Source organism: Winogradskyella rapida (assembly GCF_042675845.1).
Taxonomy (GTDB): domain Bacteria; phylum Bacteroidota; class Bacteroidia; order Flavobacteriales; family Flavobacteriaceae; genus Winogradskyella; species Winogradskyella rapida.
Genome location: NZ_JBHTKM010000063.1, coordinates 1,309,108 through 1,324,893, shown reverse-complemented (window position 1 = coordinate 1,324,893; position 15,786 = coordinate 1,309,108). Strand labels below are relative to the sequence as shown.

General features: G+C 37.4%; 13 protein-coding genes. 3 read left to right on the top strand and 10 right to left on the bottom strand.

Annotated features, from left to right (window positions below; all coding sequences use genetic code 11):
• Nucleotides 1–235 precede the first annotated feature (235 nt).
• From ACFQ13_RS13025 to ACFQ13_RS13000, 6 genes are all read right to left on the bottom strand, one after another.
• On the bottom strand, nt 236–718 hold the full coding sequence (locus ACFQ13_RS13025) for a DUF6646 family protein (RefSeq protein ID WP_386118021.1): 483 nt from the start codon (nt 716–718) through the stop codon (nt 236–238).
• A gap of 60 nt (nt 719–778) precedes the next feature.
• Entirely contained in the window at nt 779–1,639 is an 861-nt protein-coding gene (locus ACFQ13_RS13020; protein ID WP_386118019.1) for a cupin-like domain-containing protein, read from the bottom strand.
• A 903-nt stretch (nt 1,640–2,542) separates the two neighbouring features.
• Nucleotides 2,543–3,019 (bottom strand): hypothetical protein, encoded by a 477-nt coding sequence (locus ACFQ13_RS13015; RefSeq protein WP_386118017.1) that lies wholly within the window; start codon nt 3,017–3,019, stop codon nt 2,543–2,545.
• Between the two features lie 15 nt (nt 3,020–3,034).
• Nucleotides 3,035–4,465 carry a flotillin family protein gene (locus ACFQ13_RS13010; RefSeq protein ID WP_386119450.1) on the bottom strand — a complete coding sequence of 477 codons (1,431 nt, stop codon included), beginning with the start codon at nt 4,463–4,465 and terminating at the stop codon, nt 3,035–3,037.
• Between the two features lie 22 nt (nt 4,466–4,487).
• On the bottom strand, nt 4,488–5,126 hold the full coding sequence (locus tag ACFQ13_RS13005) for a hypothetical protein (RefSeq protein ID WP_386118016.1): 639 nt from the start codon (nt 5,124–5,126) through the stop codon (nt 4,488–4,490).
• 379 nt (nt 5,127–5,505) lie between these two features.
• Nucleotides 5,506–7,332, bottom strand: a complete 1,827-nt coding sequence (locus ACFQ13_RS13000) for a TonB-dependent receptor plug domain-containing protein (RefSeq protein WP_386118014.1) — start codon at nt 7,330–7,332, stop codon at nt 5,506–5,508.
• Between the two features lie 119 nt (nt 7,333–7,451).
• Between ACFQ13_RS13000 and ACFQ13_RS12995 the strand changes: the two genes are divergently transcribed.
• Nucleotides 7,452–8,948 (top strand): aminotransferase-like domain-containing protein, encoded by a 1,497-nt coding sequence (locus ACFQ13_RS12995; protein ID WP_386118013.1) that lies wholly within the window; start codon nt 7,452–7,454, stop codon nt 8,946–8,948.
• On the opposite strand, the gene ACFQ13_RS12990 is transcribed toward ACFQ13_RS12995, so the two are convergent.
• Together ACFQ13_RS12990 and ACFQ13_RS12985 are read right to left on the bottom strand one after the other, a co-directional pair.
• Complete coding sequence (locus ACFQ13_RS12990; RefSeq protein WP_386118011.1) at nt 8,938–9,354, bottom strand: putative signal transducing protein; 417 nt, start codon at nt 9,352–9,354, stop codon at nt 8,938–8,940. The genes ACFQ13_RS12995 and ACFQ13_RS12990 overlap by 11 nt on opposite strands.
• A 60-nt stretch (nt 9,355–9,414) precedes the next feature.
• Nucleotides 9,415–9,909, bottom strand: a complete 495-nt coding sequence (locus tag ACFQ13_RS12985) for a hypothetical protein (protein ID WP_386118009.1) — start codon at nt 9,907–9,909, stop codon at nt 9,415–9,417.
• 182 nt (nt 9,910–10,091) lie between these two features.
• Here ACFQ13_RS12985 and ACFQ13_RS12980 point away from each other — a divergent pair, with 182 nt between their 5' ends.
• Nucleotides 10,092–10,601 carry a DUF2975 domain-containing protein gene (locus ACFQ13_RS12980; RefSeq protein WP_386118008.1) on the top strand — a complete coding sequence of 170 codons (510 nt, stop codon included), beginning with the start codon at nt 10,092–10,094 and terminating at the stop codon, nt 10,599–10,601.
• A 2-nt stretch (nt 10,602–10,603) separates the two neighbouring features.
• A complete protein-coding gene (locus ACFQ13_RS12975; protein ID WP_386118006.1) occupies nt 10,604–10,813 on the top strand; it encodes a helix-turn-helix domain-containing protein in 210 nt (69 codons plus the stop codon).
• A gap of 322 nt (nt 10,814–11,135) precedes the next feature.
• Here the strand turns inward: ACFQ13_RS12975 and dinB are convergent, their stop codons facing one another.
• Together dinB and ACFQ13_RS12965 are read right to left on the bottom strand one after the other, a co-directional pair.
• Nucleotides 11,136–12,353 (bottom strand): DNA polymerase IV, encoded by a 1,218-nt coding sequence (dinB, locus tag ACFQ13_RS12970; RefSeq protein ID WP_386118004.1) that lies wholly within the window; start codon nt 12,351–12,353, stop codon nt 11,136–11,138.
• 396 nt (nt 12,354–12,749) lie between these two features.
• Nucleotides 12,750–15,770, bottom strand: a complete 3,021-nt coding sequence (locus tag ACFQ13_RS12965; protein ID WP_386118002.1) for a DNA polymerase III subunit alpha — start codon at nt 15,768–15,770, stop codon at nt 12,750–12,752.
• Between the last annotated feature and the right edge of the window lie 16 nt (nt 15,771–15,786).

Sequence of the window (15,786 nt, the reverse complement as noted above, 5' to 3'; positions counted from 1 at the left end):
AGGGTAAAAAAGATGGCAAAGTTAGAGGTCTTATTAAGTATATGAGAGCGTTTAAAACTAAAAACTTTAAAATGCAATTAATTTCGATTAACGATAAAAATTAGAGAAAAATGAAGAGTGTATGCAATATTTTGTAGGATTTTGGTGTCAAAAAAAAGGTTTTATTTTTGATGCCATAAAAAAAACGCCTATTCTAAATTTAGAATAGGCGTTTTTTATAAGTGAAGGTCAGAGTTTAGATATTAAAACTCATCCCTATGTTTACAGCAAATTGATTATGGATATCAATAGAATTTTCTTCATATTTCGCTAAAGGAAAAGAAGCTTCAGTATAAACCCCAAAACCTTCTGTAAAGAAATAACGGGCTCCAACATGGCCTCCAAAGTTTTTTAAACTAAGGTTTAAACCTGGGTAAAAGTCAAAATTTTCATCAATATTAATGACGTTTCCTAAGTTGGCATTGAAACGTGCTTTAAGATCAAAACGATCTTCGAAGTCTAAATTTTCAATCCAACTAGAACCTCCTAAAGCATAAGACGAAGAAACCCCTACAGAGATGTTTTCGCCTAAACCATGGTCAAAGCTTACATTAATCCCGGTAGCATAATCTTGAAGGTTTGCACCCACTTGAAATTTTTGGTCGCCTTTACCTTCAAAGGCTTGCGCGTTACCAAAACTAAAGGCTAATAGCGCCACTGCAAGTAAAATATTTTTCATGTTTTTCATTTTAAATATAAGGGCCAAATATACAAATAGTATTTAAGTAATGTGAGAAAATTAGCTGAATCGCTGTGTGTTGCGTAAAGCTTTTTGGTTTTTCCAGTCTATCCACTTCTGGCCTTTTAGGCGTCGCATAAGATTGTCAATGTTACGCATGGCAAAAACATTGTAAATGGCTTTTCCTAAATTTTTTGGGTTACGCGCTATAGCCCGTAGGCTCATAGAAAACCCTGGCGTGAGGTAACGCATATAATGCCAATAGCCTTCTGGCATGTATAAAACCTCGCCGTGGTTAAGATTACAAACCCAACCCTTTGCATTTTTTAAGGCTGGCCACTGGTCTAAATCGGGATTAGAAAAATCAATATCCTCTCGTGTAATTAAGGCAAAAGGTACTTTATAGAGATAAGGATTTTGTTTCTGATCAAATAAAATACATTGCTTTTCACCTTCAAAATGAAAATGGAAAATATTAGCCAAGTCAATATCGTAATGCATAAAGGTGTAAGAATCGGTGCCGCCAAAAAATAACATTGGGAGCTTTTTCATTAGACGCAGTCCAAAATCAGGAAATTTAAAATCCTTTTGAAGTTGCGGTACTTCCTTTAAGATATTCCATAGAAAAATACGATATCTCGTTGGTTCGCGTTTTAGTAAATCAACGTAATCGCTCATTTTCATGGTGGCGTGCGCTTGGTTAAAACCATCTTTAAAATGTACTGGTCTGTCATCATAAAGCGGAACGGTTTTATCTCCGGCGACGGCCTTAATGTAGTCTAAATTCCATTTTTTGTAGGCCGGCCAATCTTCTATAAATTTTTCAATGACCACAGGTTTCTGTGGTTTAAAATACTGATTTATAAAGTCGTCCTTGGTGATGGTTTTTACACGTGGAATGTCTTGAAGGTTGAGTTTCAAATGCGTTTAGATTTTAGCTGTAAAGTTAAGAAAAGCTTGGGACATGTTGAAGGCTTGGTTCTCGATACAATTTCTCATGCTTCGAAATCACTCGAACTGACGCTTGGGGTTTGAGATGCGTTGGTTTTTATGAGGATTGTGGGGTTTTGGTTTAGGTTGAAGGCTAGGTTCTCGATATGATTTCTCGTGCCTTCGAAATCACTCGAACTGACGGGTGGGGTTTGAGATGGGTTGGGTTTTAGGAGGATTATGGGGTTTTGGTTTTTGTTGAATGATGAGTTCTCGATACAATTTCTCATGCTTCGAAATCACTCGAACTGACGCTTGGGGTTTGAGTTGTGTTGGTTTTTATGAGGGTTTTGGTTTGGTTGAATGATGAGTTCTCGATACGATTTCTCGTGCCTCGAAATCACTCGAACTGACGCTTGGGGTTTGAGTTGTGTTGGTTTTTATGAGGGTTTTGGTTTGGTTGAATGATGAGTTCTCGATACGATTTCTCGTGCCTCGAAATCACTCGAACTGACGCTTGGGGGTTGAGTTGGGTTGGGTTTTATGAGGGTTGTGGGTTTTGGTTTAGGTTATAGGCTAGGTTCTCGATACGATTTCTCATGCTTCGAAATCACTCGAACTGACGCTTGTGGTTTGGGTTGGGTTTTATGAGAGTTGTGGGTTTTGGTTTTTGTTGAATGGAGCGTTCTCGATACGATTTCTCATGCTTCGAAATCACTCGAACTGACGTTTGGGGTTTGAGTTGTGTAGGTTTTTATGGGAGGTATGCGGGTTTGGTTTGGTTGAATGATGAGTTCTCGATACAATTTCTCGTGCCTTCGAAATCACTCGAACTGACGCTTGAGGTTTGAGTGAGAGGGAACGTGATAATTGTTAAGTTTTATGACTTTTGACTTAGAGCCATTTTGGATCTCTAGAGGTGGCGTCTAAAACTTTTAGATGTAAAGCGCTAGCGATTTGTGTTGCTATCGCAAAGGCTTGGTCTGTATTGTCCGTTTCGTAGGCTTCAATTTTCCTATTAGTATTATAGAATAAGTTAACCTTTATACACGATGTTGTAACTTGGGTGCTCGCGGCAGAGACCCAAACTCTTGAGGTTTGTGTAGTTTTAAAAACCGAAACGTATTCAATTTCCGGGAGTGGATGCCAAGTCCCGAAAGTGAGATTAAACAAGCTTGTGGTGGTTCTGTATTGAGAATTTTCAAGGTCCATTTCTAAACCTTCTTTTCGGAAAAAATAAAAGCCTGCGGCCCCAAATAATACGCCTAATAAATTTCCTGATATTAAGGCTAAAATGTTCAATACCAAAAGACCAACACCATAAATAAGTTGTAGTGTTGGTCTTGGTCTGTGGTAACTAATAGTTTTCAAAATAGGTCTTAATGCTTAGTTTTCTGTAGTTTCAATTTTAGCGTCTTCCGCTTCAATTTCTTTTTTGTCCTTACCTTTTAAATACTCAGGTAAATCCATACCGGCCATATTAAACATTTCTTGTAAAGGTGGTACTGATTTGTACATTCCTGATAAGAAATTCGCAGTAGACGATTTTCCGTCTTCTCCGTTACTTCCGTTATCCCAAACCGTAACTTTGTCAATTTTAATATTCTTAATAGCGTCGGCCTGAGCTTGTACTAATTCTGGTAACTTATCAGCAATTAATAATAAGACAGCATCTCTACTATTATTACCAGCGGCTTTTACAATTTGCTCCATACCCGCTGCTTGCTTGGTTAAGATCTCATACTGACCTTGTGCTTCGGCCTGTGCTTTAAATAATATCGCATCGGCTTCACCTTTTGCTTTACGTCTAATACGTTCCGCTTCTGCTTCAGCATCAATTTCCGCTTTTTGCTTATCAATTTCAGCTGGGACAATAATATCGGCCATTTGAGATGAACGTTCACGTTCTGCTCTCGCGGTTTCAGCTTCTTGCTCTGCAGCATACGACTCTTCTAAGGCTTTTGCAGCCTGTACTTTCTCAGAAGCGATTGCCACACGTTCTGCCTCGGCTTCACGCTGACGACGTAAAGAATCTGAATTCGCTACCGATATTTTCGCTGAGTTTTCACCTTCTACCGCTTGTGCATTAGCAGCAGCAACTTGTGTTCTTTCATCTTGTACCGCATTAGCTTCACCAATAGAACCATCTCTAGTTTTCTCTGCAACCGATTTACGGGCGGCATTAATAGCATGGGCTGCGGCTTCTTTACCAAGCGCTTCAATATAACCGGACTCGTCAACGATATCCGTAATGTTTACGTTGATTAATTTTAAACCAACTTTCTTTAATTCGGTTTCAACAGATTGCGAAATGTTCGTTAAAAATTTATCACGATCATTGTTAATTTCTTCAATATCCATAGAAGCAACAACCAAACGTAACTGACCGAAAATAATTTCCTTAGCCAATTCTTGTACATCTTGAGCTCCTAAACCTAATAAACGTTCTGCGGCATTTTGCATTACCCCAGGCTCTGTAGATACCCCAATGGTAAAACGTGAAGGCACGTTAACACGGATGTTTTGTTTTGATAAGGCATTGACCAGGTTAACCTCAATTGAAATTGGTGTTAAATCTAAAAATTCATAATCCTGAATTACAGGAATAATAAACGCGGCGCCACCATGAATACATTTTGCCGATTGGCCTCCGCCAACTTTACCATAAACCACTAAAATACGGTCAGAAGGACAACGTTTGTAGCGTTTTATTAAGATTAGTAAGGTCACCACAATAAAAAGGGCAACAAAAATAAGTAGCATGGGCCCTCCGAGGCCTTCTACATTAATAGTTTCTTGAATGGTTAATAAGTTCATTTGCATACGGGTTAAGTGTTAGTTATAAAAGTTTCTTTTGTGATTGGCCAGGTAAAGCGTCTTGGCTGCTTTGTATTTGAGACGGTTCTATAGGTTTTCGGGTTCTATCGACTATCAGAATTCCATTAGAGGTGACCGCTACAACTTTAATAATGGTGCCCGATTTTAGCGGGGTTAAAGAATCGGTTAAGGCGTCTAACTCGCGCATAGTCCCTTGAACATTTACGGTGACTTTTCCCATAGAAGAACGGTCTGCACCAATGGTTAAATAGACTTCTCCAACGGCATCCAAAGCGTTTTTATATTTTAAAGTACCACTATCTGAAAGTTTACTGATAAAATAAAATAAGGAGGCCATTATTACCATCATCAATAAACCAGAAATAATAGAAATAATGATGGTTAAGGGTTTTGAAAGTCCAGCATCAATACAAGCTATACCACTCCAGCCAAAAATGGTAAAAAAGGCAACAAGATTTTTAAAAGATATAAATTGAAATCCTGCATCGCCATCGATTTCCGTATCTATATCACCAAAATCTTCTCCATCACCACCCACAAAAGTTAAAATCATCACTATGATAAAAATCAGTGAGCCCACTATAGCCACAAGCCAATAGATTTGCGAAATAAATTCCAAACTTAAGTACCATTCTGTCATGAGATTTCCTTTAAATTTTGAGTTAATAAATATACGACCATTGTAAGAGATTACAACATTTTTTCTGAAAGTAAATTCAAGCTTATCGGTTTGATTTTTTTCAACTTAAAGCCTCTTCTTTCTGAGTTTAAAAACCAAGGTCTGTTATCCGAATCTTTTTAGGATTTTAAAGTTGAATAGCTAACGATAAAAGAAAGACTTGCTCTATATCAGTAGCAAACTTTAGGGTTTTGTTACAGTTGAAGCTAAAAATAATTCGCTCATAAGTTGGTTTTACTGCGGTAGAAGGTGTGTAAAACAAAAACATCTGCAAGGTCAATATTGACGCTGCAGATGTTTTAAGAAGATTGTTTAAGGCTGAACCTTTAAGGGTTATCGCTTATAGAAATTTATAACGCATACCAAATAACACATTACTTGGTGGCATTGGGGTGTAGCCCGATTCTATATAGTCCGCATCAAAAATGTTACTTGCCGTTACCGATAGCTCTACTTGCTTTAAAGTCATGACTACTGAGGCATCCCAAACATTGTAGGTTTGTCCGGTGGTGCGTTCCGCATATTTGTAAACGATATTCTGACTGATGTTTTTAAATAGTTTAGTGCTTAAAGTCGTGGTAAAATGATGCTTTAAGGTGTTAAGGGCATAACGTGATAATTCTTCATTTTGTTCTAAAATATTATCATCTAAATAGGCATAACCGAGCGCGATACTTTGTTTATAGCCTTTTACATTAAAGTGGTATGCGGCATCAAGCTCTATCCCTTTGGTGTTCACTTCAGCAATATTGGTTGCTGTGTAGATTTCTTCGGTAGTATTAGGTCTTACAAAATCTATAAGATTGGTGGCGTCGCGGTTAAAAAGTGCTACGCTAGCGCGTAGGTTTGAGGCATGGTATTTAAGACCAATTTCTTGTGAAAAGGCTTCTTCAGGCTCTAAATCTTCATTTCCTATAGTTCTAGGATCGTTATAATACAAATCGGTATAGGTTGGAATTCGGTAGGTCCAGCCAATATTTCCGTAGGCTTTTAGATTATTGCTAAGGTCAAATCCTAAATCTAGACCAGGGAAGGCATTAAATTTAAAATCTGAAAAATAGGTCATTGCCACTCCGGGAGTTACACTTAAACGGTTTTCCATAAGGTCAAAACGGTGCTCTAAGAATACGGTGCTCATAAAGCGGTTACGGTTCCCTAAGTTATTACTCTGTAAATAGGTTTTAGAAAGGTCTATTCCAAATCCAGTAATACCCAGTTTAGAGGTGTAAGAGGCGTTGGCTTCGGCCCCTATTTTATTAGAAATATGAATGTTTCTGAAGAAGTTAGGCTCAAAACGTTTTAAAAGAAAGATATCTTGGTTACGTTTCCAATATACTCGAGGTTGAATTTTAAAGTTTTCAGATTGAAATTTAGTGGTGAACGCCATTAAACTGTTCTGTGTTTCTTCATATTCATTATAATCTGCACTGGTGGTGTAGAAATTTTCAGCTCCAAATTTACGCTCAGAGAATGTGGTGATCATTTCTATGGCCTGCGCGTTTTTATTAAAAGTACTTTTGATGAAATAATTTGAATTATCATAATCGGTATTGTTGCGGTACCCTTCAGAAGTCATACGGTCTACATGAATAATATGAGTAGAGTTTTCTAATTCTGTACCGGCCGTAATAGAACCGTTAAGTTGCCCAAAGGAACCGGTTTCAATCTGTGCAGAAACCGAATTGTTTAGGGTTGATTTTGTAACAATATTAATGGCTCCTGTAAATGCATTTTGGCCAAAAACACGAGCCGCAGGGCCTTTAATGATTTCAATACGCTTAATCACTTCTATTGGAACCGCTGCATTTAAGGTGTTGTGGCCGGTTTGTACATCGTCCATTTTTATACCGTCAATGAGTAGAAGTGTTTGATCAAAACCACCACCTCTAATAAATAAATCGGCTTGGCTACCACCCGTACCACGACGTCTTATATCCACGCCGGCAACTTGTTGTAGTAAATCGGCAACCGTGATAGCAGCACTATTTTTAATTGCTTCGGCAGAAATAATGTTAATGGTTCTTGCATTTTCTTTAAAAGGCAAATCTATACGGGTAGAAGTGATTATAACCTCACTTAAAGAATCGGTTTTTATGGGTTGCTCTTGGGCATAAAGCTTAAAAAAAGCAATAGAAATAAAGGTAATAAAAAGGCTTGTTGTTTTCATTGGTTTAACGTTTGTGATCTGTTTAAAATAGTTCAAAACTTTAGGGTTTTAGATAAGGCTGTTGAACGCTGCAAAAGTCGTAACTTTCCGGACGATTAAAATAGTCCAGTATTAAAACAATGAATAGTCCGGTTAGTGAAATCATAAAACAACTTGTTACCTTCGATAAAACCTTGGTGCAACCTGTCTATGTGCAAGTGGCACAGCAAATTATCAATGCTATACAACGCGGGTATTTAGATAAAGGTAGTAAATTGCCCGGAACACGGGTGCTTAGTACGCTGTTAAATGTTCATAGAAATACGGCGGTAGCCATTTACGACGAATTGGCCTCCCAAGGTTGGGTTGATATTTTGGCTAATAAAGGAACCTTTGTGGTGGTCCCTGAAGCTTCTATGTCTAAAATTAAGGCCGCTACACAGCCTATAGACCATGCTTATACTTATCCTAAGGTGGCAGGATTTCCCTTTCAAAAGTCATTTCATTTGGCATCAACAGCACAAGAAACGACTGTAAAATATATTCTGAATGATGGGCAGCCCGATTTGCGCTTGCATCCGGTGCATCAATTTTCTAGGTGGTATAGTGCGGCTATGAAACGGAAACCGCTTATTCAAAAATGGAATACCACCCAGGCCTCAAAAGCTTCTGTCTTTAGAACCCAACTCTGTAATTATTTAAATGCGACGCGTGGTTTTCATATCGATGCGAAGAATTTAATTAATACACGCAGTACCGAGATGAGTCTGTATATGGTTTCTCAGTTGCTGATAAAACAAGAGGATCTTGTGCTTGTTGGGCAGCTGAGTAACTATGCGTCTAACATGATTTTTCAGCAAGCCGGGGCGACCATCCGAACGATTCCGGTAGATGAGGAAGGTTTAGATGTGGATTATATTCGTAAGCATTTTGTAAAACATAGCGTGCGCTGTGTGTATGTTTGTGCCAATAGAGATTATCCCACTACGGTAACCTTGAGTGCTAAGCGTCGTTTAGAATTGTTGGCTCTAGCGAAGACTTTTGGGTTTGCTATTATTGAAGATGATTACGATTACGATTTTCAGTTTGATGGGTCGGCCATGTTGCCAATGGCGAGTGCCAATACGCATGGTATGGTTATTTATTTAGGGAAGTTAGGGCAGTCTCTATTTCCAAGTTTTCATACGGGGTTTGTGGTGGCGCCGGAAAATTTTATTTCCGAAGCAAAAAACTATTTACAACTTTTAGATAAACAAGGCGATTTAATACAAGAACAAATGTTGTCGGAGTTGATTTCTGAAGGTGAAATATACCGCCTTAAAAAAAAGAATATTGTCACTTATAAAGAACGTCGCGATAGCTTGTGCCGCTACTTAAATTTTTATTTTGAAGGCATTCTCACTTGGAATATGCCTTCAGGAGGCTTAGCTATTTGGCTACAATTTAAGGAGACTATATCTTTAGTGAAACTGGCAGAAGAAGCTGAAAAGTGCGATGTGTTTTTACCGAAAACCATTTTGTATCAAGATAAAACCACCTGCGCCATTCGGTTTGGTTTTGGACATTTAAACGAAGAAGCCTTAGAAACGGTTATAAAAAACCTGAAGCAGGCGTATAATAGGGTGCTTAAGCTTTAATAGGAAAGTTTGTTTTACAGTCTTCACATTGGTATTGATATCGCGTACTAAAAGGAATCGTTCCCGTGAGAAAACTGATAAGAAATGAGACTAAAGCTTTAACATTATTGATGGTAGAATAAAGTCTAATATGGTTGTTTCCGCAGTTAGGACATTTTAGAGGCTGGCCGTCATTATCCATGGAATAGGATTGGATGGCTTGTAAGATTTCTACAGCTTGTGCTTCGTCTTTAGCTAAAACATTTAATTTAATACCGCCTATAGCCTGACTCACCAAAGGATCGGTATCTATAGTGATATTATCTTTTAAGAAGACGCTTATGCCTTCCGATTCTAAACGGCCTTTAATAATTTCGGCTTCTGTGGAATATTGATATTTAGCGATGGTAACAAAGGTATCGTGCATAGGGTAAAGGTAAGAAAAGCGGGCTGAGGTTTATGAATTTTAAGAGTTTATATCTTAGCGTTAGGCGGTTTGGGCCTGCGCCATTTTGGCTTTCCATTCTGCTTTATCAATCCATTTATAATCATTAGGAACCGTAGCGTCTAACAAATCAATATTTAAGGTTTCTGAAAGTTCATAACCTATAATAAAAGCATCTTGATAGTCCTGCTCTTCATAGAGCTCAAAATGTTTGTTGTTATCATACCATAGGTTTACCTCAAAAACATAAGTCCCATTGGTTGTAGGTTGATGAAAAACGGAGACATAGTTATAATTTTTAATGGTTTGCCACGATCCCAATTTTATAGGGCCAATTTCTATAGTTGGTTTAAACCGAGAATTAGCAATATCAATATGGATCCGTTTTCTAGAGCAAAAACCTGCGCCAATACCAGAAAAATAAATGAGACCTTCAAAATCTATGAATCGTATGCCTAAAGATTGATTTGTGGTAATCCAAAGATAAAATTTATACCCTATAATTCCGAAAGCTATGGTAAAAAAACAGGGCTGCAATGGGGATTTGCCAAATAGGTCTAGGGCGTTCCGAAATGATGGTATGCGATGTCATAATTCAAATATAGTATAAAGAAATAACTTACAATATTTATGCATGCTTCAAAATGATTATAGTCAAAAAATATTGTTTATCGATAATTTTTATATATTTGTTATCGTAAAACGATAATTTTTTTAGCATGAGAAAACTAGTGATTCTAAAAAGTTTAATTGATTTTGTTTGGATTGTGACTTGTATTCCGGCAATTGCACTGTTGGCTTTTTTTACGGTTTATATGTTTATTGAGCCCGAAACTTTAGAATTGATCTTAAATACGGAGAAGTCTGTAGTGGCGCCATTTTCAATGGTAGGGCAGTTGTTTGCTTTGCTATTCATTGCTTTAGCTTTTGTTAGTATTTATTGCCTGTATCTATTTAGAAAAACGTTGCGCTATTTTCAGAGGGTGAAACCTTTTCATAGTGATGTTATTGCTAACTTCTATAAGATCGGTTATTTACTTACAGGAGTTGGTATACTGACGTCATTATTAGTTGTTATAGTGGAATTGGTTTTTAAAGGGACTTTTAAAATCTATTTAGGGTTAAGTCCGTACCTTATGTTACTCTGTTTAGGTTTATTTTTTATGGTATTAAGTGAAGTCTTTAAGATAGCGAAAGTCGCTAAGGAAGAAAACGATTTAACGGTGTAATTATGGCTATAAGAGTGAACTTAGATCGTATTCTTGCCGAGCGTGGTATGAAAAGTTATGAACTTGCTGAAATTGTAGGGATCACTACGGCTAATTTGTCCATTTTAAAAACTGGAAAAGCAAAGGCTATGCGATTTTCAACTTTAGAAGCGATTTGTAAAGCCTTAGACTGTCAGCCTGGTGCTATTTTAGAGTACGTAGAAGATATATAAATAAGGGTCTTCGCAACCGTAAGATTGTCCCCTTGAGGGGACTTTAGTTGTGTAAAAAATGAGATAATTTATAAGGTTCTAATATTTTTTCAAAAATCTAACTAGTCTTTTCATGTTCTATCGTCGTCTATTTGCGAGTAAAGGTGGAGGTTCTCCATTAAAAGGATTCCAACGGCTATTATTTTTAACCTCCTCAACAAAAGTATTCGCTTCTTATTCGCAACCGTGATATTGTCCCCTTGAGGGGACTTTAGGGGTGTGAAAAATCAGATAATTTATAAGGTTCTAAGATTTTATAAAAACCGAACCAGTCTTTCATGTACTATCGTCGTCTATTTGCAAGTAAAGGTGGAGGTTCTCCATTAAAAGGATTCCAACGGCTAATACTTTTAGCATCCATACCTGCAGCACTCATTACGGCTCTATCTCCATAGCGTTCGCGCATTTTATCCATGGCTTTACAGAGGTTGAGGTGCATTTCATTGTCTTCAAATAAATTAATTTGATGGCCGCCCTCTACCAAATGGCTAAACCGAACGCCAATGAGTCTTACCAAAAGTCGCCGATTGTATAATTTTTTAAATAACTCTAAAACCACAGGAATAAGCATATGGTCCATGGCGCTATAAGGAATGCGTTGTTGCTGGGTGTAAGTCTGAAAATCGGAATATCTAATTTTAAAGGTTACACAAGCGGTAAGTTTATTACCTCGTCGTAATTGATAGGCTAAATTTTCGGTCATGGCAACCACCATACCTTTAAGTTTTACCACATCTGTAGTGTCTTGACCAAAAGTACGCTCTGTAGATATGGATTTACGTTCATGGTATTGTATTACAGGCGCATTGTCTATTCCGTTGGCTTTTTTCCAAATCCCAAGGCCATTTTTACCGAGTACTTTATGCATAAGCTCCATAGGCATCTCTTGGATGGTTTTAATACGTTTTACTCCCAAATCGCACAAAGCTTTATAAGTCACATTGCCTACCATAGGGATTTTTTTTACCGATAGTGGCGCTAAAAAAGGCTTTTCGTTACCCGATAGAATTCTAATTTCGTTATTAGGTTTGGCCTCTCCTGTGGCTATTTTAGATACGGTTTTGTTAAGGGATAAGCCAAAGGAAATGGGAAGTCCGGTTTCTTTTATAATTTTTTGGCGTAGTTCTGAGGCTAATTTATGGCAACCAAAAAACTTATCCATTCCGGTTAAGTCGATATAAAACTCGTCTATAGAGGATTTTTCATAAAGCGGGACACTTTCTTTAATAACCTCGGTGACCTCATTAGAAAATTTGGTGTAGATTCCTGAGTTTCCTCGTAGTACAATGGCTTCTGGACACAGTTGCTTGGCCATACGCATGGGCATAGCGGAATGGATACCAAAAGTTCTAGCTTCGTAACTGCAAGAGGCCACAACACCTCTGTCGCTTGTGCCACCAATAAGTATAGGTTTGCCATTAAGACTACTGTCCATGTGTCTTTCGCAAGATACAAAAAACGTGTCTAAATCCATATGTACGATGCTGCGGTTTTTGTTCATTTTTTAATTTGGGTTTCCTTTCCTGTGAGATTTAAAAACACTCCCTAAAGTCCCCTCAAGGGGACAATTAATAAAAAAATCTTTTAGATTTTTTTATTCGCAACAGTGAGACTGTTCCCTCGAGGATTATCGAAATAAAAAGCGAATGCTTTTGTTGAAGATACCGAGCGAAGCTCATTAGGGGTGTAAAATCCAACTAACAATTAGTAACTAACGTCAGTTCGAGTGGCCATTTTAGTCGCTAAAGCGGAAAAAATGGTTGTATCGAGAACCTTATGATTAATGATAGCTTCTCGCTATAAATTTGCTAAAGCTGCGCTTCGGTATCTTCAATCAAAAAATATTTTGATTTCTAATAGTTTCACAAATTCACTCGAAGTGACGTCATGTTGTTTTTTAACTGATAGCCCTTCTCAAATCGGTAAAATTGCGTTTATTCTGAAACGTAGGATTCAAAGATTTTACTGCATAACGCGGATCTTCAATAATCGCTAAGCGTTCTAATTTTGAAACTTCAATAGTTATACAATCAAATTCACTTATAATTTTTCCTGTAATGGCATAAATACCTCGTCCTCTAAACGGATATTTTGCAACCGTAGGAGGGAAGTGTACCGTATCTAAAAAATGACCATCACGATCTAGGAAGGTTCCGAAATACATCAGTTTACCCTGGGTTGTTTTGGTGGTTTTAGTCGTTACGAGATAGCCTTCAATAATTATAAGTTTAGTTTCTAACTTTTGAAGGTGCTTTGCTCGTAAATTGCTAATGGATTGTGATTCTAACAAGTGAAACGGATTACAGAGCGGAAACTCTAATAATTCAATTTCATCGAAAGCATTTTCTAAGGTTGTACTCGGCAATTGGGGTGTGTTATAATGCACGCGTTCGGTTTTAAATAAATTAATAACATCTTCTTTTAAGGCGGTTTTACTTATTTTTAAATGGGCTTCCCAAAGTAATTCGCGCTTATTAACTTTTGTAAAACGAAAGGCGTTAATTTTAATTAAAATTGAAATCTGTTCTATAGAGATCGGTACCCGCTCTATAAAATCATCAAGCGACTTAAAGTCTCCTTGGTTTTGACGTTCAGTAAGAATTTGAGTGATTGTTTTTGATGCTAAAGCCTGTAAAAACATAAAGCCTAAATAAATGGTCTTTTCTTTGATGATGGCTTGCGCAAAAGATTGATTTATACAGGGTGCTTCAATATTACCGCCGTGCATTTTTGCTTCATGAACATAAAATTCAGTACTGTAAAACCCACCAAAATTATTAAGGGTTGCTGTCATGTACTCCAAAGGGTAATAGGCTTTTAAAAATAGACTTTGGTAGCTTTCTACAGCATATGATGCGGAGTGGCCTTTGGCAAAGGCATAGCCTGCAAAACTTTCTATTTGTCGCCAAATATCAGCCACTAAAGCTTCCGGTTTACCGTCGTTTATACAATTATCGAAGAATTTTTGTTTCACTTTTAAGAACTCATTTCGCGATCTAAATTTTCCAGACATACCACGACGCAGCATATCCGATTCGCCCAAATCTAAACCTCCAAAAAGGTGCGCCACTTTAATCACATCTTCTTGGTAAACCATAATACCGTAGGTCTCTGGCATTATTTTTTGTAAAACCGGATGTGCCTCTTTACGTTTTTCAGGATAACGGTAACGCAGAATATATTCGCGCATCATTCCACTTTTGGCCACACCAGGTCTAATAATAGAACTTGCGGCTACTAAGCCTAGATAGTTATCTACCTGTAATTTTTTTAAGAGCATACGCATGGCAGGCGATTCTACATAAAAACAACCAATAGCTTTAGCATTACGAAGCAGGTCTTTAATGCGTTCGTCTTTTTTAAAACGTCTAATATCGTGAATATCAATTGCGGGCTGATCCTTGTAATTGGCGTCAATAATTTCTACGGCTTCTTTAATTTTTCCTAATCCACGTTGGCTTAGGATATCAAATTTATAAAGCCCGATGTCTTCCGCAGCCACCATATCAAATTGTGTGGTAGCAAAGCCTTTAGGAGGCATAAATGTCGCGCAATAACTGTGAATAGGCGCTTCTGAAATTAAGACCCCACCTGCGTGGATGCCTAAGTAGTTGGGAAACCCTTCAATATAAGTGCTGTATTTAATTACAAGTTGCGATAATTGGTCGAGTGTGCTGAGGTTAAATTTCCCACGGGTAAGTTTATCCATTTCAGACTTTGGTAAGCCAAAAACTTTCCCCAATTCGCGTATAGAGGCTTTAAATTTAAAGGTGTTATATACGGCAATAAGGGCGGTATGCTTAAAGGTTTTAAAGATGTAGTTGGTTATATCGTCTCGGTCTTTCCATGAAAAATCGAGATCAAAATCGGGTGGATTTTGACGGAATAGATTGATAAACCGTTCAAAATATAAGTCTAATTCAATAGGGTCTACATCAGTAATGCGTAATAAATAAGCAATAATGCTATTGGCACCACTACCACGACCTACATAGTAATAGTCCTTACTGCGGGCGTATTCTAAAATTTTCCAATTGATAAGAAAATAGGAAACAAAGCCTTTTTGTTTAATGATGGCAAGTTCTTTTTCAATACGATCATAGACCTTTTGTGTGGCTTCTGTTCCGTAACGATAAGCAATACCATCATAGGCTAATTGTTTTAATAAGCGGTAGTCAGAGCTTTCATTTTCAGTTAAACACTTTTGGTTTTTAGGCGCTTCAGCACCAAAATTAAAGTTTAAGGAACAGGCATCTAAAAGTTGTTCGGTATTAGATATAAGTTTTGGGTACTCAGCATAAGTGGCACATAAATCGTGATACGGAAGCATTTGATGACTCTCAAGGCCTTCTTCAGATTTAGGAAGTTTACTTAATAAAGTATTATTGTCTATAGCACGGAGCAAACGGTGGGTATTAAAACCTTTTTTATTCTGAAAGGATACCGTTTTTAAGACCACTAATTTATGTTTGAGTTGTTTCCATTTTGAAAACTTTAACCGGTTAAGATCTTGTGGGGTTATGCCTAAAAACTCGTTAGCTTTTAGGGTAAACGTTAGATCATCTCTGTACGGATAGACCACAAAACAGTCTTGTAAATTCTCATCTGGCCGTGATGGAATTTTTAAGCTAGGCTCATGGAGAAATTTTGAGAGGTAAGTATTAATATTAAAAAAACCATTATTATTTTTCGCAATAAGGATAAATTGCTGTTGCACACCATTTCTAAAATCAACACCAAGAACAGGTTTTATCTTGTACTTTTTAGATAAACGCATCACATCTAAACATGCCGATGTGCTGTTGATATCTGTTAAAGCTAAGGTTTGAACTCCGTTTTCAGAAGCTATAGCTAAGAGCTGTTCTGGCTTAATAGTGCCGTAGCGAAGACTGTAATAGGTGTGGCAATTTAAATACATAGTTCTTAATTGGTTT

What these genes read in the sequence shown, in the direction of transcription:
- ACFQ13_RS13000 (WP_386118014.1), bottom strand. Translation starts at nt 7,332, where the DNA reads ATGAAAACAACAAGCCTTTTTATTACCTTTATTTCTATTGCTTTTTTT.
- ACFQ13_RS12995 (WP_386118013.1), top strand. Translation starts at nt 7,452, where the DNA reads ATGAATAGTCCGGTTAGTGAAATCATAAAACAACTTGTTACCTTCGAT.
- dinB (WP_386118004.1), bottom strand. Translation starts at nt 12,353, where the DNA reads ATGAACAAAAACCGCAGCATCGTACATATGGATTTAGACACGTTTTTT.
- ACFQ13_RS13005 (WP_386118016.1), bottom strand. Translation starts at nt 5,126, where the DNA reads ATGACAGAATGGTACTTAAGTTTGGAATTTATTTCGCAAATCTATTGG.
- ACFQ13_RS12975 (WP_386118006.1), top strand. Translation starts at nt 10,604, where the DNA reads ATGGCTATAAGAGTGAACTTAGATCGTATTCTTGCCGAGCGTGGTATG.
- ACFQ13_RS12965 (WP_386118002.1), bottom strand. Translation starts at nt 15,770, where the DNA reads ATGTATTTAAATTGCCACACCTATTACAGTCTTCGCTACGGCACTATT.
- ACFQ13_RS13025 (WP_386118021.1), bottom strand. Translation starts at nt 718, where the DNA reads ATGAAAAATATTTTACTTGCAGTGGCGCTATTAGCCTTTAGTTTTGGT.
- ACFQ13_RS12980 (WP_386118008.1), top strand. Translation starts at nt 10,092, where the DNA reads ATGAGAAAACTAGTGATTCTAAAAAGTTTAATTGATTTTGTTTGGATT.
- ACFQ13_RS12990 (WP_386118011.1), bottom strand. Translation starts at nt 9,354, where the DNA reads ATGCACGATACCTTTGTTACCATCGCTAAATATCAATATTCCACAGAA.
- ACFQ13_RS13010 (WP_386119450.1), bottom strand. Translation starts at nt 4,465, where the DNA reads ATGAACTTATTAACCATTCAAGAAACTATTAATGTAGAAGGCCTCGGA.